Source organism: Citricoccus parietis (assembly GCF_042433045.1).
GTDB classification, from domain to species: Bacteria; Actinomycetota; Actinomycetes; order Actinomycetales; family Micrococcaceae; genus Citricoccus; species Citricoccus parietis.
In genome coordinates, this window is the sequence record NZ_JBHLWH010000027.1 from 109,553 (window position 1) to 131,227 (window position 21,675).

13 protein-coding genes are annotated in these 21,675 nt (G+C 70.7%); 5 read left to right on the plus strand and 8 right to left on the minus strand.

The window, feature by feature from the left end; genetic code table 11:
* Window positions 1–119: 119 nt before the first annotated feature.
* The 8 genes from ftsX to ACFFIO_RS09645 form a co-directional block, all read right to left on the minus strand.
* On the minus strand, window positions 120–1,034 hold the full coding sequence (gene ftsX / locus ACFFIO_RS09610) for a permease-like cell division protein FtsX (RefSeq protein WP_378041345.1): 915 nt from the start codon (window positions 1,032–1,034) through the stop codon (window positions 120–122).
* Entirely contained in the window at window positions 1,031–1,726 is a 696-nt protein-coding gene (ftsE, locus tag ACFFIO_RS09615; protein WP_378041574.1) for a cell division ATP-binding protein FtsE, read from the minus strand. The genes ftsX and ftsE overlap by 4 nt, the downstream gene beginning before the upstream one ends.
* 212 nt (window positions 1,727–1,938) lie before the next feature.
* On the minus strand, window positions 1,939–2,583 hold the full coding sequence (locus tag ACFFIO_RS09620; protein WP_378041346.1) for a CoA transferase subunit B: 645 nt from the start codon (window positions 2,581–2,583) through the stop codon (window positions 1,939–1,941).
* Entirely contained in the window at window positions 2,580–3,380 is an 801-nt protein-coding gene (locus ACFFIO_RS09625; protein ID WP_378041347.1) for a CoA transferase subunit A, read from the minus strand. Before ACFFIO_RS09625 ends, ACFFIO_RS09620 begins: the two co-directional genes overlap by 4 nt.
* Before the next feature lie 56 nt (window positions 3,381–3,436).
* Entirely contained in the window at window positions 3,437–4,231 is a 795-nt protein-coding gene (locus ACFFIO_RS09630; RefSeq protein WP_378041348.1) for a 3-hydroxybutyrate dehydrogenase, read from the minus strand.
* 73 nt (window positions 4,232–4,304) lie between these two features.
* Window positions 4,305–5,525 carry an acetyl-CoA C-acetyltransferase gene (locus ACFFIO_RS09635; protein WP_378041349.1) on the minus strand — a complete coding sequence of 407 codons (1,221 nt, stop codon included), beginning with the start codon at window positions 5,523–5,525 and terminating at the stop codon, window positions 4,305–4,307.
* Between the two features lie 82 nt (window positions 5,526–5,607).
* On the minus strand, window positions 5,608–7,113 hold the full coding sequence (locus ACFFIO_RS09640) for a GntP family permease (protein WP_378041350.1): 1,506 nt from the start codon (window positions 7,111–7,113) through the stop codon (window positions 5,608–5,610).
* A gap of 153 nt (window positions 7,114–7,266) precedes the next feature.
* Window positions 7,267–8,463 (minus strand): PucR family transcriptional regulator, encoded by a 1,197-nt coding sequence (locus tag ACFFIO_RS09645; RefSeq protein ID WP_378041351.1) that lies wholly within the window; start codon window positions 8,461–8,463, stop codon window positions 7,267–7,269.
* Between the two features lie 170 nt (window positions 8,464–8,633).
* Between ACFFIO_RS09645 and ACFFIO_RS09650 the strand changes: the two genes are divergently transcribed.
* From ACFFIO_RS09650 to ACFFIO_RS09670, 5 genes are all read left to right on the plus strand, one after another.
* Window positions 8,634–8,873 (plus strand): hypothetical protein, encoded by a 240-nt coding sequence (locus tag ACFFIO_RS09650; protein ID WP_378041352.1) that lies wholly within the window; start codon window positions 8,634–8,636, stop codon window positions 8,871–8,873.
* Between the two features lie 77 nt (window positions 8,874–8,950).
* Window positions 8,951–19,525 (plus strand): non-ribosomal peptide synthetase, encoded by a 10,575-nt coding sequence (locus tag ACFFIO_RS09655; RefSeq protein ID WP_378041353.1) that lies wholly within the window; start codon window positions 8,951–8,953, stop codon window positions 19,523–19,525.
* A 115-nt stretch (window positions 19,526–19,640) separates the two neighbouring features.
* Entirely contained in the window at window positions 19,641–19,850 is a 210-nt protein-coding gene (locus tag ACFFIO_RS09660) for an MbtH family protein (RefSeq protein ID WP_378041354.1), read from the plus strand.
* A complete protein-coding gene (locus ACFFIO_RS09665; protein ID WP_378041355.1) occupies window positions 19,847–20,815 on the plus strand; it encodes an ATP-binding cassette domain-containing protein in 969 nt (322 codons plus the stop codon). Before ACFFIO_RS09660 ends, ACFFIO_RS09665 begins: the two co-directional genes overlap by 4 nt.
* Entirely contained in the window at window positions 20,812–21,672 is an 861-nt protein-coding gene (locus tag ACFFIO_RS09670; protein WP_378041356.1) for an ABC transporter permease, read from the plus strand. Before ACFFIO_RS09665 ends, ACFFIO_RS09670 begins: the two co-directional genes overlap by 4 nt.
* Window positions 21,673–21,675 lie beyond the last annotated feature (3 nt).

The following is a 21,675-nucleotide window of genomic DNA, read 5'->3' on the forward strand; positions in this document are numbered from 1 at the left end:
GATGGTCGGTGGGCCGGTGGGCGGGCCCGCGACCTGCGGGTGGATCAGGCGGTGTACTATCTCGAATCGGACAACATCTGGTCACAAGTGTCACACGGGTCGCACCTGTCTCACCATCATCACACCTTAAGGTAGCGCCTCAGGGTGAGGATCGACGAAAGCGCGGCCAGCAGGACCGCGACGCCCAGCAGCAGAGGGATCAGGATCAGGGCGTCCCCGCCCGCGATGAAACCGGTTCCCGGATACTGGCCGGTGAGCCAGTCCCCGATGAAGAACTCCGCCACGGCCCACGTGGTGACGCTGGCCAGGACGGCGCCCGCGAGGGCGGCGATCACCCCCTCCAACAGGAAGGGCAGTTGGATCATGGTCTTCGAGGCGCCGACCAGGCGCATGATTCCGGTCTCCCGCCGGCGGGAGAACGCGGAGAGCCGGATGGTGGTCGCGATCAGCAACACCGCACAGACCAGCATCACCACCGCCACGGAGACCGCGATGACGGATGCCATGTTCATCAGGGAGAAGATCTGCTCCAGCAACTCGCGCTGGTCGGACACGATCTCCACGCCGGGCATGGAGGAGAACAGTTCGTTGACGACCTCGTACTGTTCCGGATCCACCAGGGCCACCCGGAAGGACTCCGGCAACTGGTCTGCCGTGACGGTGCCCGCCATGGCGGAGTTCTTGAACTGCTCCTGGAAGATCTCCAGGGCCTGGTCCTGCGACTCGTAGTCGAAGCTCTTGACGTAGGGGGCGGCCGTGGGTGACTCCAGCAGGTCCTGGACGGCCTGGCGTTGGCTGTCCGTGACGGGACCGGAAGCACACGAGGTGGTGGTGGAGGTGTCCGTGCAGAGGAAGATGGCCACCTCGACCCGGTCATACCAGTACCCCTTCATCTGGTTGATCTGCTGCTGCAGCAGGCCCGCCGCCCCCACGAAGGTCAGCGAGATGAAGGTCACGAGCACGACCGAGACGACCATGGACAGGTTGCGGCGGATGCCGGAGAACGTCTCCCCGAGGACGAAGGCGAACCTCATGCCGTCGCCTCCGTCCGGTAGCCGCCACCGGTCTCGTCGCGGACGATCCCGCCGGCATCCAGCTCCACCACGCGGCGGCGCATCTGGTTCACGATGTCATCGTCATGGGTTGCCATGACCACGGTGGTGCCGTTCTGGTTGATCTTGTCCAGCACGGCCATGATGCCCAGGGAGGTCTCCGGGTCGAGGTTGCCGGTCGGCTCGTCGGCCAGCAGGATCTCCGGCCGGTTGACGATGGCGCGGGCGATGGCCACGCGCTGCTGCTCGCCGCCGGACAGCTCGTGCGGCATGCGCTTCTCCTTGCCCTCCAGGCCCACGGTCTCGAGGACCTCGGGAACGGTCTGGCGGATCTGGGCCCGGCCCTTGCCGAGCACCTGCATGGCGAAGGCCACGTTCGCATAGACGGTCTTGTTGGGCAGCAGGCGGAAGTCCTGGAAGACCACGCCGATCCCCCGGCGCAGCTTCGGCACGCGCCACGAGGGCATCCGTGCCACATTCCGGCCGACCACGTAGACCGTACCGCTGCTGGCGCGTTCCTCACGCAGCATCAGGCGGATGAAGGTGGACTTCCCGGAACCGGAGGCACCTACGAGGAAGACGAACTCACCCCGCTCGAACTCCACCGTCACGTCGTGCAATGCCGGACGGGAACGGCGGTCATAGACCTTGGAGACCTGCTCGAACCGGATCATGTTCCACACTTGCCCCTGGACGCGATCATCCCGCGGCACCAGGGGCTGGGTTGGGGAAGTCTCGGTGCCGACCTTTCCCACGGTAGTCACGAAGCGATAACAGCGGTGGGATGCTGGGCGGTGAGTCGGCGCGGAGCACGGGGCCCGACCACCGCGAAAGGTGGTCAGGCCCCAGGTACCCGCCGGCCGGCGTCGGGCCGTGGTGGGGTGCGTCAGTACAGGGTGGCGCCGGTGGCCTGGCGGACCTCGTCCTCGGTGAGCCCGGGAGCGGTCTCGACCAGCACCAGGCGCGGGGCGCCGGGATCCGTTGACTTGTCCACATCGATCACGGCCTTGTCCGTGATGATCCGGTCCACCACCCCCTGGCCTGTCAGCGGCAGGTCACACTCCGTGAGGACCTTCGGGGCCCCGTCCCGGGCGTTGTGGTCCATCAGCACGATCACCCGGCCGGCACCGTGGACCAGGTCCATGGCCCCACCCATGCCCTTGACCATCTTGCCCGGCACCATCCAATTGGCCAGGTCCCCGTTCTGGGCCACCTGCATGCCACCGAGCACCGCGACGTCGATCTTGCCACCGCGGATCATCCCGAACGAGGACGCCGAATCGAAGAACGAGGCCCCCGGGCGGACCGTCACCGTCTCCTTGCCCGCATTGATCAGATCCGGATCCACGTCCTCCTCGAACGGGTACGGGCCGACCCCGAGGATCCCGTTCTCGGACTGCAGCACCACGGTGCGCCCCTCCGGGATGTGGTTCGGGATCAGCGTCGGCATCCCGATCCCCAGGTTCACATAGGCACCGTCCGGCAACTCCTGCGCGGCCCGGGCCGCCATCTCATCTCGGCTCCAACTCATCGGTTCTCCTCTTGGCTGTCCGGGCCGGCGGCGCGGACGGTTCGCTTCTCGATCGGCTTCTCGATGTCCGGCCCGACCTCCACGATCCGGTGCACATAGACCCCCGGCAGGTGGACCTGGTCCGGATCGATCTCCCCGGGCTCGACCAGCTTCTCCACCTGGGCGATGCACACGGTCGCGGACATCGCCGCCGGCGGCGCGAACTGGCGGGTGGCCTTGTTGAAGACCAGGTTGCCGTGGCGGTCGCCGACCGCCGCGTGGACCAGCGCGAAGTCCGTCACGATGGACTCCTCCAGCACGTAGTCCCTCTCCCCCGTCTGGCCCAGGGTGAAGGAGCGCACGTCCTTCGGCGCAGAGGCCTTCGCCACCGTCCCATCCGTGTTGTACCGCATCGGCAGGCCCCCATCGGCCACCTGGGTCCCGACGCCGGAACGTGTGTAGAACGCCGGAATGCCGGCTCCCCCGGCCCGCAGCTTCTCCGCCAGGGTGCCCTGCGGCACCAGCTCGACCTCCAGCTCACCCTCGAGGTACTGCCGGGCGAATTCCTTGTTCTCCCCCACATAGGACGAGGTCATCTTGGCGATCTGCCCGGAGGCCAGCAGCAGCCCGAGCCCCCAGCTATCCACGCCGCAGTTGTTGGACACGATGGACAGCGCCTTCGCACCCTGGTCCCTCAACGCCTCGATCAACTGGACCGGGTTGCCGGACAACCCGAATCCACCCACCGCCAACGAGGAGCCGTCACCGATATCGGCCACCGCCTCCGCCGCGGTACCCACCGTCTTGTCCACACTCATGGTCTGTCCTTCCGTTCTCCTGGTCTGCTGGCCTGCTGGTCTGGTGTTCTGAGGTTTCAGCTGGCGGTCCAGCCACCGTCCATCGCATATGAGGCGCCGGTGGCCATCCCGGAGGCATCCGAAGCCAGCCAGAGCACCAGCGAGGCGACCTCCTCCGGCTCGACGAGGCGTTTGACGGCCGACTCGGTCAGCATGACCTTCTCCACGACCTCGTCCTCGGAGATCCCATGGGTCTTGGCCTGGTCGGCGATCTGCTTCTCCACCAGCGGCGTGCGCACATAGGACGGGTTGATGCAGTTCGACGTCACCCCGTGCCCAGCGCCCTCCAGGGCGGTCACCTTGGACAGGCCCTCGAGACCGTGCTTGGCGGAGACATACGCGCTCTTGAAGGCCGAGGCGCGCATCCCATGGGCGGAGGAGAGGTTGATGATCCGGCCGAAGCCCCGTTCATACATGCCCGGCAGGACGGCCCGGGTGAGCAGGAACGGCGACTCCAGCATGAGCCGATGGATGAACCTCCACGCCTGGGGGTCGAACTCGTGGATCGGGGCGATCCGCTGGATCCCGGCGTTGTTGACGAGGATGTCCGTGTCCAGCCGGAGGTCGTCGAGGGCCTCGGTGTCGGCGAGGTCGGCCACCCAGGCCGTGCCGCCGACCTCGGTTGCGAGCGCTTCGGCCGCCTCCGCGTTCAGATCGGCCACGGTCACCGTGGCCCCCGCCGCCGCCAGGGCACGCACGCAGGCCGCCCCGATCCCGGAGGCCCCTCCTGTCACCACCGCGGTACGACCGGCGAGGATGCCGTCCCGGAAGATCCCGGTGGTCTGCTGATGCTCTGTCACTGATGCGGTCACGGGGCGTTCCTGCCTTCTGGGCTGGGGTGAGGTGAGGGGGGTGAGGTGTGGTGGGTGAGGTGGGGGGTGGTTCTCAGAGGCTCAGCAGCAGGGCCTCGCCCTGGCCGCCGCCACCGCACAGGCTGACGGCGGTCCGGCCGCCGCCGCGCCGGGACAGCTCCAGGGCAGCGGTCAGGGCCAGCCGAGCCCCGGAGGCGCCGATGGGGTGGCCCAGGGCGATGGCACCGCCGTGGAGGTTGGTCTGCTCCAGGGGGTACTCCAGGTCCTTCAGGGACTGGACCGCCACGGCGCCGAAGGCCTCGTTGATCTCGATGAAGTCCAACTCCCCCACGGACCAGCCGGCCGTGGCCAGAGCGGCCAGGATGGCATTGGACGGCTGGGAGTGCAGGGAGGAGTCCTTCGGTCCGGCGACCTGACCGGGCGCCCCGATGGTCGCCAGCACCGTCAGCCCCTGGGCCTCCGCATAGGCCCTCGAGGTGACCACCAGGGCGGCCGCGCCGTCGGAGAGCGGCGAGGAGTTGCCGGCGGTGATGCCGCCGTCCTGAGCGAACGCCGGGCGCAACCCGGCCAGGGAGTCCACGGTGGTGTCCGGGCGTACGCCCTCGTCCTGGGACAGGACGACCGGCTCGCCCTTGCGCTGCGGGATCTCGATGGGGGCGATCTCCGTGTCGAAGGTGCCGTCGGTCTGAGCGGCGGCGGCTCGTCGGTGGGAGGCGGCGGCGACCTCGTCCTGGGCGGTGCGGTCGATCTGCCGCTCCGTGTTGCCGGACTCGGTGAGCTCGCCCATCGCCTCCTTGCTGAGCGCATCGGTCAGGCCGTCGTAGGCGACCGAGTCGAGCACCGTCGTCGGGCCGTACTTGTAGCCCTTCCGGGCTCCCACCAGCAGGTGTGGAGCGTTGGTCATGGACTCCTGGCCGCCGGCCACCACCACCTCGGCCTCGCCCAGGCGGATGAGCCGCGCCGCATCGATGACGGCGGTGAGGCCGGACAGGCACACCTTGTTGATGGTCGTGGCCGGCACGCTCCAGTCCAGTCCGGCGGCGAGGGCCGATTGGCGGGCCGGGTTCTGTCCCTGGCCGGCCTGGACGACCTGGCCCATGATGACCGAGTCCACGTCAGCGCCGTCCACGCCGGCACGCTGCAGGGCGTGCTTGATGGCGTGGGCGCCGAGGTCCACAGCGGTCAGGGAGGCCTGCTGTGACAGCAGCCGGGTGAACGGGGTCCGGGCCCCGCCGACGATCACGGCGTCGTGGGCAGCAGGGGCGGCAGAGCGAGCAGAAGATGTGGTGGTCATGGATGTTCTCCTGTGGGTGAGGCGGGACGTGTCTTGGTGTGGCGTGGATGACATCCAGCCTAGATCGGCCGGGCCGGGTGCGTCAGAAGGCCCCGACCATCGAGACCACGGCGGTGAGCACGGCGACCGTGATGACCGGCATGACGAGGGTGACCATGAAGATGTCCTTGTAGGACTGGCGGTGGGTCATGCCGCAGACGATCAGCAGCGTCACCACGGCACCGGAGTGGGGCAGGGTGTCCAGGCCGCCGGCAGCCATGGCGGTCAGACGGTGCATGGCCTCCAGGCTCACCCCCTGGTCCAGGGCCAGCGCCTTGAGATCGTCACCGAAGGCGTTCAGGGCGATGGTCATGCCACCCGAGGATGAGCCGGTGATGGCGGCGGTGACCGAGGTGGAGAACACCGAGGTGACCAAGGCGTTGCCGCCCATGTTGAACACGGAGTCCCGGACCACGGCGAAGGCCGCCACGGAGGCGACGACGGCACCGTAACCGACTTCCGAGGCCGTGGAGAAGATCGGCAGCATGGACCCCTTGGCCCCGTCCACGAAGGCCTTGCGCAGGTCTCCGAAGCGGCGGATGTTGAAGGCCACGATGACCAGGATGGCCACGGTCAGGGCGACGATGACAGCCCAGATGCCGGCGCGGGAGCTCAACTCGATGGCGCCGAACTTCTCCTCCTGCAGGTAGTCCCAGTTCAGGGCCGGGAAGACCAGCAGGGTGCAGCCGAAGTTCACGATGATGACGGCCAGCAGCGGGATGAAGGCCTCGACCCCGTTGCGCGGGGTCATGAGGGCGCCGGAGGTGCCGGTCTCGGCCTCCTTGACCTGGGCCTGGGCGCCGGAGCCGTGTCCCGCTCCAGAAGCGGTTGCGGAATCCGTCGCGGAATCCGTCGCGGATCCGGCCAGCGCCGCACCGGGACCGTGCCCGCGGCGGGGACTGGCATCGCTGAAGTGCTCACCGTTGGCCATGAGCCGGCGGCGCCGGAACTCGAGCCACGCCAGGCCGAGCCCGAGGATCATCACGGTCCCCACGAGGCCGATCCCCGGGGCCGCGAAACCGTCGGTGCCGAAGAACTGTCCCGGGATCAGGTTCTGGACCTGAGGCGAGCCCGGCAGGGCCGTCATGGTGAACGTGAAGATGCCCAGGGCGATGGTGCCCGGGATCAGTCGCTTCGGGATGTCCGCCACTCGGAACAGTTCGCGGGCCAGGGGGAACATCACGAACGCCACCACGAAGAGGCTGATGCCGCCGTAGGTCATCAGGGCGGAGGTGACCACGGTGGCCGCCAGGGCGTTCCGCGCGCCGATCCAGCGGGCCACCGTGCGGGCGATCGACTCGGCATAGCCGGTGACCGTCATCAGCACGCCGAACATGGCACCGAGCAGGAACAGCGGGAAGTACTGGCCCACGAATCCGGCGAGGGCCGGCATGAAGATCTCCGTGTAGGAGGCGAGAATCGGCGCTCCGGAGAACACCAGGGCCACGACGGCCGCGATCGGCGCCGCGATGATGACGGGCATGCCCCGGTACGCCAAGGTGATCAACAGGGCGAGGGACAGGATGATGCCAATGATCCCCAAGACCATTCGGTTCTCCTCGGTGGGTGAGATGTCACGGCGCTGGTGGGCCGCACCTACCACCCTGCCCTCGATGGGTGATTCAGGCCACGTCGCAATCCCCAAGAGGTGGTGGCAACTTTCGTCACTGGCTACAACAGGGACAGGGTGCCTCGGAAGGGTTCAGGCCTGGTCCGCGGCGAGGGCCCAGGAGACCCCGATGAGTGTGTTCAGGTCTCCCAGGTCCGCCCCGGTCAGCTCGCGGTAACGCTTGAGCCGGTACCGCAGGGTGTTGGCGTGGATCGGGATGGAGCCAGCAGCAGCCGGGATGTTCATCCGGTGGCCCAGATAGGCGCGCAGGGCTTCGATGATGAGCTCTCCGAAGGCTCCCTCCGCCCGCAGCGGCTGCAGATAGAGGCCGTCAAGCAGGTCCGTGGCCTCCGGGCTAGCGAAGACACCCATGCGCCAGGAGAGGCGTTCCAGGTCCACGACGCCGGCCGTCCCGACCCTCTGGGCAGAGGCCAGCACGTGGGTGGCCAGGTCGAAGGAGGTCGGCAATTCCCCCAGGGTCACCGGGGACCCGAGGGCGATGGTCGATCCCGCGGGCGGCGGGTTTGAGACAGGCGGGCCAGAGCCCGGTGAGAGGCCGGAGCCAGGTGAGTGGACGGCGTCGGGCTCGCCGACAAGGACGCCGATGGCGCCCGTGCCCTGGGGCACCACGATCGCCCGGGCCCCCACGCCCTCCGCCCAGTCCTGGACGGCGGGCACCTCGGCTCCATCAGCGCACAGGGCCCGGACCGGCTGGTTGCGGGGCACGCCGAAGACCGAGGCGCCGGCGAACAACTCGGTCCGGCCCAGGCTCCCCGCCAACGCGGAGCCGAGCCAGTGCGCGCGCCGGGTCGAATCCGCCACGGCTTGCGCGATGGTGCGGTCCCGGTAGGAGACCACGGCGCGGGTGGTGAAGGCGTCTCCCAGGGACCACAGCAGCGTGGAGAAGGACAGGGCCGTCTCCGCTGGAACGCCATAGCGCGGCGCGGCCGCCAACAGGTGGCGCAGGATGATGGTCATGCAGGCGCGGAATCCGGCCAGCACGCTGGCGATATCGACGCCCTGGGCCATCCGCTCCTCGGTCAGCGCCTGGGCCTCATCGATCCCCTCGGGCTCCGGCGACCGGCCCTCGAGGATGGTGCGGATGCTCAAGGCGCGGTTGCGGCGGACGGAGTCCTCGAGGGATTCGGTGGGGACCTCCTCGTACCCGGGGATCGAGGCGCGGAGGGCTTCGACCGTCTCGGCCAGGATGGCATCGTCGGCCGTGAGCGACTCGACGAGGGCCCGCACGGGATCCACGTGGTCCACCGCCTTTCCGACGCACCGTTCCATGACGGTCTCACTGTAGGTCCAGTCCCGTCCTCAGCGCGCCACCGTGCGTCGCAACGCGTGTGATCTGGTTCACATTCGTCCTTCACCCCATCCGTCCCGGCTGGCGCTCCGAACACTCACCGACGCCCCGCCCGGGGCGCGTATTCACCGGAACACCAGGAGTGAAGACCATGAGTGAACGCACCATGACCCGACCGTCCACCCGCCCGGCCCAGTGGGCCGTGCTGGCTGTGCTGGCTGTGGCAGCACTGATGATCCTGAACGCCCTGATCACCGGCGCCCATCCCGCCTCGTTGACACAGGCGGTGGTGGCCGGCCTCACCCTCATCAACGGTCCGCTGGTGGACGGTCCCCTGCTCGACCTGGGCGGCCTGCTGAACGGTCTGCAATTGGGCCAGTTCCAGCAGTGATGCCCTCCTGAGAGCTTTTTCCGACCGAGACCTCCGGGCTGTCACCGCCCGCCGCTGAGACCAGGAGACCCACTGCCATGCCCCACCGCCAGACACCGCCCGCCGGACACGCCCGACCGAACAGGTCCGAGGCGCTCACCCTCACCGAGGCCCAGCACGGCATCTGGTACGCGCAGCAGTTGGATCCCGAGAATCCGACCTACCAGATCGGGCAGTACCTCGATCTCGCCGGCCCCGTGGATCTCCACCTCCTGTCCCTGGCCCTGACCAAGACGGTGCGGGACATCGATGCGTTGTCGATGCGCTTCGCCGCGGACGACGCCGGCCCCTTCGCCACGCTCGACCGCCCCGAACCGACGGCCGACCTCCTCCATGTCGTGGACCTCCAGCAGGAGCCCGACGTGGAGGTGGCGTGGCAGCAGGCGCGGGACCGGATGGAACGGGAGATGACCACCGCTCGTCCGATCGAGCGGGGCGACCTGTTCGGCGCCGTGCTGTTCCGGTTGTCTCCGGACCGTTCGCTGCTCTTCCAGCGCGTGCACCACATCCAGCTCGACGGATACTCTGCGGTGCTGGCACTGCACTATCTGGCCCGCGTCTACACCGAACTGCGGCAGCGGGTGCCCCGGGCCCTGCCGGTGCGCGCCCTGGCGGGGCGCATCGCCCGGACGGCAGCCCGGATCCCCTCACCCTTCCCCCGGCACCGGGACCTGCTCGCCGCCCTCGAGGACTACGAGTCGTCCGAACAGTACGTGAAGGATGAGGAGTTCTGGCGCCAGAGCCTGCAGCGGGACTCCACGGTGGACGGCCTGGAGGGCACCACCACCCGGCCGGCACGTGAGGTGGTGCGCGTCCGGATCCCCCTGGCCGGTCACCAGACCGCCTCCCTGCGCGGTCAGGGCCGGAACGCCTCCCGGACGCTGATCGGCGCCATCGGCTACTACCTGTCCCGGATCACCGGACATGAACGGGTCTCCGTGGGGCTGCCCGTCACGGCACGGCGGGGCCGGATCGCCAAGTCGACGCCGTCCATGCTCTCCACCATCCTTCCCCTGCCCGTGGAAGCCACCCCGGGGACGACCGTGGAGAGCCTGATGGCCTCCACGGCCGAGGCTCTGCGCGGAACGGTGGCACACCAGCAGTTCCACCCGGGACGGCTCTCCGGTGCCGCCGGACATGCCGGCCCCTCGGTCAACCTGCTGCCCCTCGTCGAGGACCTGAGGCTCGGAGCGGCCACCGGATCCGTGCACATCCTCTCGACCGGGCCCGTGCACGATCTGTCCTTCGTGGTCTCTGGGCTCACCAGCGACGCCGCCGAGGCTGCCCTGTTGCTCGAGGGTGACGCCGAGCTGCACACCGCCTCCACGCTGCGCGGCCACGGCGAACGCCTCCTCGCCTTCCTGGACCGCCTCCTCGCCGCCGAGGAGGGCACCGCCCTGTCCCAGCTCCCGATCACGCTCCCGCAGGAGGCCGGGCTGCTGCTGGAGGACGGGCTCGGCCCGCAACATCCTGCCGCGGACGAGACGGTCCTGGCCTCCTTCGCCCGCACCGTGGCCTCGCGTCCCGAGGCCACCGCCGTCGTCGGGACAGACGGCGCGTTGACGTTCGCGGAGCTGGACTCCACCTCGAATCGGCTGGCGCACCATCTGCTGCACCGTGGGATCGGCCGCGGCGACGCCGTCGCCGTGCGCGTGGAGCGTGGAGTGCACCTGCCGGTCCTGGTGCTGGCGGTCCTGAAGTCCGGGGCGGCCTACCTGCCCCTGGACCCCGAGTATCCCGCGGAGCGGGTGCACGGGATGATCGAGGACGCCGGCCCGGTGCTGCTGCTGACCACGGGTCGCCAGGCCGCCACCGACCGTTCCGCCGGGGGCGACTGGAACGTCCCCTGCCTCACCGTGGACGCTGACACCGAGCCGGCCTGGCGGCGCTGCACGGACGACCCACTGGCGCTGGTCCCCGCCGTCGGCGGAGTCTCCGATGAGGACCTCGCCTACATCATCTTCACCTCCGGCAGCACCGGGCGCCCCAAGGGGGTCGGCGTGCCCCGCGCGGCCCTGCGGAACCTCTTCCTCGACCACCGCAGCACCTTGTTCGAGCCCACGGAGCGACGGCTGGGGCGGCCGGCCAGGGTGGCCCACAGCTCCGGACTCTCCTTCGACGCTTCCTGGGACCCGCTCCTGTGGCTGTTGGCGGGCCACCCTCTGTACCTGGTGGACGAGGAGGTCCGGCGGGATCCGCAACGACTGGCCGATTACCTGATCGACCATCGGATCGACTCGATCGAGACCACCCCGTCCTTCGTCCAGACGCTGCTGGACGCCGGGCTATTCGATCGGGACGGCCATCCCACCGTGGTCGCTGTCGGCGGTGAGGAGGTCGGTCCTGAGGTCTGGCAGCGCCTCGCCTCCCTGGACGGGGTCCACGCGGTGAACCTCTACGGTCCCACCGAGACCACCGTGGACAGCCTCGTCGCCCAGATCACGCCGGAGACGCAACCCCACCTGGGCCGTCCCGTGCGCAACAGCCGCCACTACATCCTGGATGCGGCCTTGCGGCCGGTCCCCGAACGTGCCGTCGGCGAGCTGTACCTGGCCGGTGCCAATATGGCCCGCGGCTACGTGGGCCAGCCGGGTCTCAGCGCGGCACGCTTCGTGGCGGACCCCTTCGCCGCAGACGGCTCACGGATGTACCGCACCGGCGACGTCGTACGGCTCCGGCATGACGGCTCGGTCCGGTTCCTCGGGCGACTGGACGACCAGGTCAAGATCCGCGGCTACCGCGTGGAGATCGGTGAGGTCGAGGGCGCGTTGCAACGCCAAGTCGGGGTGGCGCAGGCCGCCGTCGTGGTGCACGGCCGGGACGAGACGGCCCGGCTGGCCGGCTACGTCACGCTGACCGAGCCGGACACCCCGGACCGCCTGGACGGAGTCACCGTCCGGGACCGCCTGCGGCAGGCCCTGCCGGACTACATGGTTCCCGGCACGGTGATGGTGCTGGAGCAACTGCCCCTCACGACGAACGGGAAGCTCGACCGGCACCGCCTGCCCGATCCCCTCGACGCATCCTCCTCATCCACGTCCGACCGCGTCCTGGACGAGGCCCAGCGACCGAGCACGGCACGCCAGTGCCGGATCGCCGCGGCCTTCGCCGAGGTGCTCGGCCACGATGCCACCGGCTCCGGGCTGGGCCTGGACGACGATTTCTTTGCCGTGGGCGGACATTCACTGCTGGCCACCCGTCTCGCCGCGGTCCTGACGGCCGAGCTGGGTATGCCGGTGGCGGTACGGGACATCTTCGAGTGCCCCACGGTGGGTGCCCTGGACCGACGACTCGGAGAACGTCGCGGCACCGCGAGTCCACTGACACTGCAGCCGATGACGCGCCCCGAGCGGCTGCCCGTCTCCCTGACACAGCGGCGGCTCTGGTTCCTGAACCGGATGGACCCGGACTCGGCGGCCTACAACGTGCCGCTGGTGCTGCAGCTGACCGGAGACCTGGACGCCCATGCCTTGCGCGGGGCCCTGGAGGATGTGGTCGGGCGGCATGAACCCCTGCGCACCGTCTTCCCCCTGCTGGACGGCGAACCGGTGCAGCAGGTGCTCGGCCCCGAGGCGGGCGCACCACCCTTCACCGCGGTGCGCATCCCCGCTGCCAGTCTCGGCGCTGCGGTCCAGGCGGAGGCGGAGCGCCCCTTCGACATCACCACCCAGACGCCCCTGCGGGCCGTCCTGCTGCAGACGGAGGAGCAGGTGCACACCCTCGTGGTGGTCATGCACCACATCGCCACGGATGGATGGTCCCTGGCTCCCTTCGCCCAGGATCTCGCCGCCTACTATGCGGCGCGCCGGAACGGCCGGGCCGCCCAGTTGCCGGATCTGGAGGTCTCCTACGCCGATTTCACGCTGTGGCAGCGCGAGCTCCTCGGGGACGGCGAGGCATTCCCCCGTCAGATGCACCGGTACTGGCAGCAGGCCCTGCAGGACGCCCCCGCTGAGATCGACCTGCCCCGGGACCGGGCACGCGGCGAAGAGGCGGCGCCGTCCGGTATGGGCGAGGTCCGCCTTCCCGTGGATCCCGGTCGTCACGCCGCCCTGCGGCACCTGGCCGCCCAGCACCGCAGCAGCCTCTTCATGGTGCTCCAGTCCGCCGTCGCCGTGACCCTGAGACAGCACGGCGCCGGGGACGACATCGTCGTGGGCACCCCCGTCGCGGGCCGTGGCGACCCGGCGCTGGAGCCCCTGGTCGGCTTCTTCGTCAACACCCTCGTGCTGCGCACGGACGTGGCCAACAATCCGACGCTGGCCCAGGTGCTGGAGCGGGTCAGGGAGGCCAATACCCGGGCCTACGGACACCAGGACCTGCCCTTCGATGCCGTGGTCGATGCGGTGAACCCGCCCCGGGTGGCCGGACGCCACCCGGTGTTCCAGGTGATGCTGACGCTGCAGAACACCCCGCCGGCGGTGCTGGACCTGGACGGCGTCAACGTCACCGTGCCCGCCCAGATGACGAGCGCCGGAGTCAAGACGGACCTGATGATCGATGTCAGCACCCCCGAGGGTGACGACGGGCAGCTGCAGGTGGTGCTGGGATACGACCGCGCCCTGTTCGAGGCGGGCACAGCCCAGCGGATCCTCGACGCCCTGGACCGCGTGGTCACGGCCTTCGCCACCTCGGCGCAGCGCCACCTCTCCGAGCTCGATGCCGTGGGACCGGCCACGCGAGACCGGCTGGCGGAATGGGGCCAGGGGCCGTCCGTACCCGCGACCAGCACCCTTCTGGAGACCTTCGAACGGTCTGCCGCACGCCATCCCCAGGAGACAGCCGTGCAGGACGACGCCGGCCGGATGACCTTCGGCGAGCTGCTGGAGACCGTCGACCAGGTGGCCGGTGGCCTCGTGGCCCACGGGGTGGCCCACGGCGACCGGGTGCTGATCTGCCTGCCGCGATCCGCCCAGGCACTGGTCAGTATGCTGGCCACCCTGCGCGTCGGCGCGATCGCGGTGCCCGTGGACGTCTCCTATCCGGCCGCGCGGATCGCGCACATCACCACCAGTGCCGCGCCACGGCTGGTGATCGGTGAGGACGCCCCGGACGCGAATCCGCCCCGGGTGGGGCCGGACACGCTCCGCACCGCCGGGACCCGGAGCCGGCTGCCACTGCCGGCCACCCCCGGTCTCGAGGACACCGCCTACCTGGTCCACACCTCCGGCACCACGGGCACGCCCAAGGGCGTCCAGGTACCGCACCGTGCCCTGGCCAACCTCCTGGCCCACCACCGGCGCACGATCATCGACGCCGGCCAGCAGCTCGCCGCTCCGGACCTGCCCCGCATGCTGCACCTGACGGGACTGGGCTTCGACGCCGCCTGGGACCCGATCCTGTGGCTCGCGGCCGGAACCACGCTCGTCCTGCCCTCGGAGGCCGAGCGGGTGGACGCCCAGGCCGTGGTGGAGGCGCTGGCCACCGTGGACGTCGTGGAGACCACTCCTTCCTACGCGCAGCAATTGCTCGCCATCGGGCTCGAGGACGTTCTCCAGGAGCAGGACCGCACCCTGTTGCTGGCCCTGGGCGGGGAACCCCTGCCCGCCGTCCTCTGGGATCGCGTGGCCGCGTCCCCCGTGCTCCGCGGCTGGAACCTGTACGGTCCCAGCGAATTCACGGTGGACGCCCTCGTGGCTCCCATCGAGGCCGACCGCCCTCATTTGGGCTCCCCCGTGGCGAACCTCACCGCACGCGTCCTCGACTCCACCCTCGCCCCGGTCCCCCCGGGGGTCGCCGGTGAGCTGTACCTGAGCGGACCGGCCGAGGCCCACGGCTACCGTGGCTGCCCCGGGGAGACGGCGGCCCGGTTCGTGGCCGATCCCTACACAGGGGACCCGGGTGCCCGGATGTACCGGACCGGTGACCTGGTGCGCCGGTCGGCTGACGGGTCCCTGGAGTTCCTGCGCCGCAACGACAGCCAGATCAAGATCCGCGGCTACCGGATCGAACCGGCCGAGGTCGAGGCCGTGCTGGAGCGGCTGGACGGGGTGACGTCCGCCGTCGTGCGGGTGGTGGCCCCCGGCGGCGAGGGGACCGAGCAGCTGGCAGCCTGGCTGGTCGGCTCCCGGGACCCCGAGGAGGCTCGTCGGGCCGCTGCCCTGGAACTGCCTCCCTACCTGGTGCCCACCCGGGCGATGACGATCCCTGCCGTGCCCTTGACCGCCCACGGGAAGATCGATGAGGCGGCCCTGCCGGATCCACTGGCGGACCTCCGAGACGGAGCGGCCGGAGCCCTTTCCACGGCGCCTGTCACAGAGGTGGAGCGTGCCGTGTGCTCGGTGATGGGCGAGGTGCTCGGCGTCACGGAGGTCGGCCTGGACGATGACTTCTTCGCCTTGGGCGGCCACTCCCTGCTGGCGGTCACCCTGGTCGGTCGCCTGCAGCAGGAGGCCGGGCTGCACCTGCCCCTGCGGACGGTGTTCGAGGCGCCCACCCCGGCGCTGATCCTCGCCGCCGCCGGCGGGGACCGGTCCGAGGTCCGGGACGTCGAGACATCAGCCGGATCGACCGGATCGGCCGGGGCCGTGTCCCTCAGCCAGTGGGTGGACGCCCACCCCCGCGACCCGGCGGCCCCGCTGCCGCCGACCGCGGGCCAGGCCCGGTTGTGGTTCCTCAACCAACTGGAACCGGGCACCGCCGAGTACAACGTGGTGGTGCGGATGCGCCTGGAGGGGGCTCTGGAACCGGACGCCCTGGAGGCCGCCCTGCGGGACGTCGTCGAGCGCCACGAGGTTCTGCGGACCGTCTACCCGGCAGTGCAGGGCTCGCCCGTGCAGCGCGTCGGCCCCGTGCCGGACCGGCTGTTCGACGCCGGCCCGGTGGACATCACGGCCGGCTTCGACCTCACCCACGAGCCGCCTCTGCGGGCAACGCTGGTCCCTGAAGGGCAGCAGTGCTGGCGGCTGGAGCTGGTCATCCACCACATCGCCACTGACGGGGTGTCCCTGCGGCCCCTGGTCCGCGACCTCGCCACGGCCTACGCGGCCCGGGTATCCTCGGGTCTCGCCCTGAGCCGGCCGCTGCGGGTGCAGATGGCCGACGTCGCCCGGCGCCAGGTGGCCGAAGGCACCGGGCCGGACGCCCTGGCCCGCTGGGTCCACCGGCTGGACGGCGCACCCCAGGAGCTGGACCTGCCGGCCGACGGACGGCGGCGGGACACCTCGGCGCAGCCGGCGGCCCAGTACCGCTTCGAGATTCCCGGCGAGCTGGCCGGCCGCCTGGGCCGGGTGGCCGCCGGCCGGTCCGCCAGCGGCTTCCACGCGTGGCTGGCGGCCCTCGCCGGATACCTGTACCGCATCGGGGCCGGCGACGACCTCGTCATCGGCTCGCCTTCCGCCGGCCGGTCGGACCCGGACGTGCTGGACATGGTGGGGTTCTTCGTCAACACCCTTCCCCTGCGGCTGTCACTGCAGGAGGGCCGGCTCAGCTTCGCGGAGACCGTGGACCTGGCCCGTCAGGTCACGCTGGAGGCGCTGGAGGACGAACAGGTGCCCTTCGAGCAGATCGTGGAGGAGCTCGCCCCCGAACGCCGGCTGGGCCGTCATCCACTGTTCCAGACCATGCTCTCGGTCGAGGAGCCCACCGACCTGGTGCCGGAGCTTCCCGGCGTCACGGCCACGCCGCTGCCCTCGGAATCCACCGGCCACGCCAAACTGGACCTGTCCATGACCCTCCGGCCCCGCGGTGGTGACGATCCGACCGTGGACGCCGTGCTGGAGTACAACAGCTCGCTGTTCAGCGCTGCGGCCGTCCACGGGCTGATGGACCGCTGGCTGGTCTTCTTGGAAGAGGTCGCCTCGGCACCGCACCGGTCCCTCGCCCACACGCAGATGGCCGGGGCCGCCACACGACTGGATCCGTGGCCGGCCGAGGAGGACGCGGTGCCGGTGCTGGAGCACTTCGCCCAGACCGTCCGCCGCCAGCCGCAGTCCACGGCCCTCGTCGACTCCACGGAGGCCGTCGACTACGCCAGCCTGTGGACCCGAGTCGGCGCACTCTCTGCTGGCCTGCGGGCCCGGCACGTCTGCCGTGGCGACGCGGTGGCCCTCTGCCTGCCCCGGTCCGTGGACACGGTGGCAGCGCTCCTGGCCGTCTGGCAGGTCGGAGCGGTGGCCGTGCCGGTGGACTCCACCCTGCCGCCGGCCCGCCTGGCGGACATGATGGCCGACGCCGGCGCACGCCTGGTGCTGCACGGCCCGGATTCCAACCGCGCACCGGACGATCCCTCGACCGCGCAGATCGCCGCGGACGCGGCCCGGCAGGCCGGCCTGGCTCCCGATCAGGTGCTCGGTACGGACCAGCTGGCTCAGGCCCCCGCCCCGGGCGCCGAGGTGGCAGCGATGCCACCCGCGCCGGGCGCGGCACCGGAGCTGCCGGCACCCGGGGACCCGGCCTACGTGATCTTCACCTCCGGCACCACCGGCCGTCCGAAGGGCGTCCAGGTGCCCCACTCCGCCCTGGCCCAGCTGCTCGCCTCACACCGCGCCACCGTGATGCCGGATGCACCGGGCGCACAGGGTGCTCGGGCGAGGATGGCCCACACCACGGGCGTCGGCTTCGACGCCGCCCTGGACCCGGTGCTCTGGGCCGTCGCCGGGCACGAGGTGCACGTGGTTCCGGATCAGACCCGCCGGGACCCGGAGGCCCTGGTGGCGTATTTCCGTGCCCACCGGATCAGCGCCTGGGAGACGACCCCGAGCTACGTCTCCGCCGTGCGCTCCGCCACCGACCTCGACGGCTACCTGGACGACCCGGACACCCCCGACGTCACCCTGCTTCTCGGTGGGGAGCCGGTAGATCCGGACCTCTGGGCCTGGCTGCGCCGCCTCCGGCGGACCCGCAGCTGGAATCTCTACGGCCCGACCGAGGCCGGCGTGGACGCCCTGGTGGCCGAGGTGGCCGGAGACCCAGCACCAGAGCTGGGCTCCCCCACCGCCGCCATGCGGGCCTATGTGCTGGACACCCGCCTGCAGCCGGTGCCCGCGGGCTCGATCGGTGAGCTCTGGCTGGCCGGCCCCCAACTGGCCCACGGCTACCGGGGGCGCCCCGGGGAGACGGCCGCCCGATTCGTCCCGGATCCGTTCGCCGCGGATGGCAGCCGGATGTACCGCACCGGCGACCTGGTGGCGGCACGTCCGGCGTCGGGAGCCCTCGACGGGCGGCTGCGGGTCAGGATGATCGGCCGCGCGGACGGCCAGGTCAAGATCCGTGGTCATCGGGTGGAGCCGGCCGAGGTGGAGTCACTGTTGCGCTCCACCGGTGTGGCCGTCCAGGCGGTGGTGCGTGCCCGGCAGACGGAGCAGGGCACCGTCCTCGTGGCCTGGGTGGTCCCCGCCGCCCACGGTGAGCGCGGGGTGGACGGTGCGGGCGGTGCTGGCGGAGGCGATGCTGGGGTCGATGGCGATGCAGGTGGCGAGTCCGAGGACCGCGTCCGGTTCGCCGTCGTCGCCGCCCTGCAGAACCGCGTTCCGGCCTACATGGTCCCGGCAGCGGTGGCGGTGGTCAGCGAGATACCGCTCACCGCCAACGGAAAGGTGGACGAACGGGCACTGCCCGAGGCGCAATCCCGGAGTGGTTCGGGCCGGGCCCCGGAGGGACCGGCCGAACAGGCCGTGGCCGCTGCCTTCACCCAGGTGCTGGGCGTCGCCGACGTCTCGGCGGACGACTCGTTCTTCGACCTGGGCGGGCACTCCTTCGTCGCACAGCCGGCCATCGCCGCGCTCAACACCGCCCTGGGCACCACGCTGCCGGTGCGGGCGCTCTTCCAGGCTCCGACCGTGGCCGGTCTGGCTGCCCTCGCCACCGCCGGCGCGGATTCCGTGGCCGCGAGCCTGCGGCCGGTGCTGCCCCTGCGTCCTGACGGGCGTGGTGAACCGCTGTTCGCGCTGCACCCGGGCAACGGGCTGGCCTGGTCCTACTCCGCCCTCGCCGACCGTCTGGACACGGACCGTCCCATCATGGGCCTGCAGATGGGCGGGATCTCCCCGGAGGCTCCGGCCGAGAGCGAGCCGGAGACCCTGGCGGAACTGGTGGACCGGTACGTGCGCGTCATCCGCGGCATCCAGCCTGACGGCCCCTACCACCTGGTCGGCTGGTCGCTTGGGGGGCGGTTGGCCCACGCCATCGCCGCTGCCCTGCAGTCGGCGGGGCAGCGGGTCGGACTGCTGGCCGTGCTGGATGCCTATCCGGCCGGTCACTCGATGGCCGGCGTCGAGGACTCCCAGGCCCTGTGGCACGCTTTCCTGGGGGCCAATGGTGTGGCCACGGAATCCGGGGACCGGCTGACGGCCGCGTCCGTCCGAGACCGGCTGCAGCGGGCCGGGAGTCCCCTGGGAGAGGTCCCCGAGGACAGCATCGACCGCATCGTCCGTCGTTTCCGGTCCATCGGATCCCTTCTCGATGCCACCCCGGTACCCATGTTCGAGGGTGACCTGGTCCTGTTCGAGGCGACCCGGGACGTGCCGGCTGACCGGCCCGCTCCGGAATCCTGGCACCGTCATGTCTCCGGACGCGTCCAGCACCATCGTCTGGCCGCCTCGCACGATGGCCTGCTCAGCACGGCGGAGTCCCTGCGGACCCTGACCGAGATCCTGCAGCTCTCGCTGCCGTGAGAAACCGCTGGTGGCCGGAGGAAATTGCCGCCTCGACCCATCCGCGGCCGGTTCCGCCCCGAACCCCTGATGAGACCCGCCGATCCGGCGCCACCCACGATCACCAGGAGAGATCATGACCAACCCCTTCGACCGCGACGACGACCAGTTCCGAGTGCTCGTCAACGACCGTGGCCAGCACTCCCTGTGGCCCGAGTTCGCCGACGTGCCGCCGGGATGGGTGGTGGTCCACGGCCCCGCCCTGCGGCCGGCCTGCCTGGACTACGTGGAGGAACACTGGCGGGACATCACGCCGCTGTCCTCGCGAGATCTGGCGGTCTCGTGATCGCCCTGCGCGGCGTGACGAAACGCTTCGGCACGTACACGGCGCTCGACGACGTGGACCTGGAGGTGCCCGCCGGCACCGTCCAGGGTCTGCTCGGGCCCAATGGGGCCGGCAAGACCACGAGCGTCCGGGTCCTGACCACGTTGCTGTCCCCGGACCACGGAGACGCCCTGGTGGCCGGTCACAGCGTCCGGCGCCGCCCGGACCTGGTGCGAGCCAACCTCGGTGTCTCCGGACAGTACGCCGCGGTGGATGACAAGCTCACCGGCCCCGAGAACCTGCGTATGGTGGGCGAGCTCTACGGCATGCGCCGGCGTGAGGCCCGGGACCGTGCGGCCGCGTTGCTGGAGCAGTTCCGGCTCGACGGAGTGCCCCGCACCCAGCGGGCCGGATCCTACTCCGGGGGCATGCGCCGGCGCCTGGACCTGGCCGGGGCCATCGTGGCCCGCCCGCCGGTGGTCATCCTGGATGAACCGACCACCGGACTGGACCCACGCGGCCGCCGGGACACCTGGGACGCCATCACCTCGCTGGCGCGGGATGGGACCACCGTGCTGCTCACCACGCAGTACCTGGAGGAAGCCGACGAACTGGCGGATTCCATCACCGTGATCGACGGCGGCCGGATCGTCGCCGAGGGAACCTCGGCCTCCCTGAAGTCCATGGCCGGCGGCGCCCGCATCGACCTGGTCCTGGAGGCCGGAGGTCCGGTGGCACTGGCCCTGGACCTGTTGGGCCCGCTGCAGTTGGAGGCCGTCGCCGAGCAGCGGTCCGGCCGGATCACCGCGGCCGCCCCGGACGGCGGCCGGAGCCTGACGCGCGTCCTGGACGTCCTCGCATCAGCCGGGATTCCCGTGACCGAGGCCGCTCTGCGCCAGCCGACCCTGGACGAGGTCTTCCTCAGGATCACCCGCAGCCCCGCCGGAGCGCGGCGTTCCGAACTCCTGCAGGAGAGCACCGCATGAGCCCCGCCGTTTCCACGGTCTCCAGCGTTTCCACCGTCTCCCACCGACCCTCGGGCGTGATCGCCGGTGTGGCGTCGGCCGTGCGCGACGGCGGCGTGATCGCCCGGCGCAACCTCACCGTCGTGCGCCGCACCCCTGGCGCGCTGGTCACCGGGGTGGCCCAGCCGATCCTGTTCGTGCTCATCCTGGCGTTCGTCTTCGGCGGCACGCTGGGCGGCAGCGAGTACCGCGAGTTCCTCATCGGCGGCATCCTGGCGCAGACCCTGACCTTCAACTCGTCCTTCACCGCGGTCTATCTGGCCAAGGACCTGCACCATGGCATCATCGACCGATTCCGCGCCCTGCCGATGTCCCGCGTCGGCGTCGTGCTCGGGCGGACCTGGTCGGATCTCGCCACCAGTGTGGTCTCCCTGCTGGTGATCCTGGCGTGCGGGCTGGCCATCGGCTGGCGGGTCGGGACTGATCCGCTCCAGGTGGTGGGGACGGTGGGCCTGCTCCTGTTCTTCGCCTTCGCCGTCTCTTGGATCGGGGCGGTCATCGCCCTGACGGCCCGCAGCGTGGAGGTCGCCCAGAGCCTCGGGCTGCTGTGGCTCTTCCCCGTGTGCTTCGTCTCCGGCGCCTTCGTCTCCCCCGCCTCGTTGCCCGGCCCGCTGCAGGGGATCGCCGAATGGAATCCCGTCACGGCGGTCGCCACTGCCGCCCGCCAGGGATTCGGCAACGAGGCCCCCGCGGGCTTCCAGGCTGCCGCCGGCTGGCCCGCCGAGAACGCTCCGCTGTATGCGGCCCTGTGCTGCGTGGTGATCATCGCCGTCTTCGCTCCCCTGGCCGTGGCGCAGTACCGGCGCGTCGGCCGGTGATCA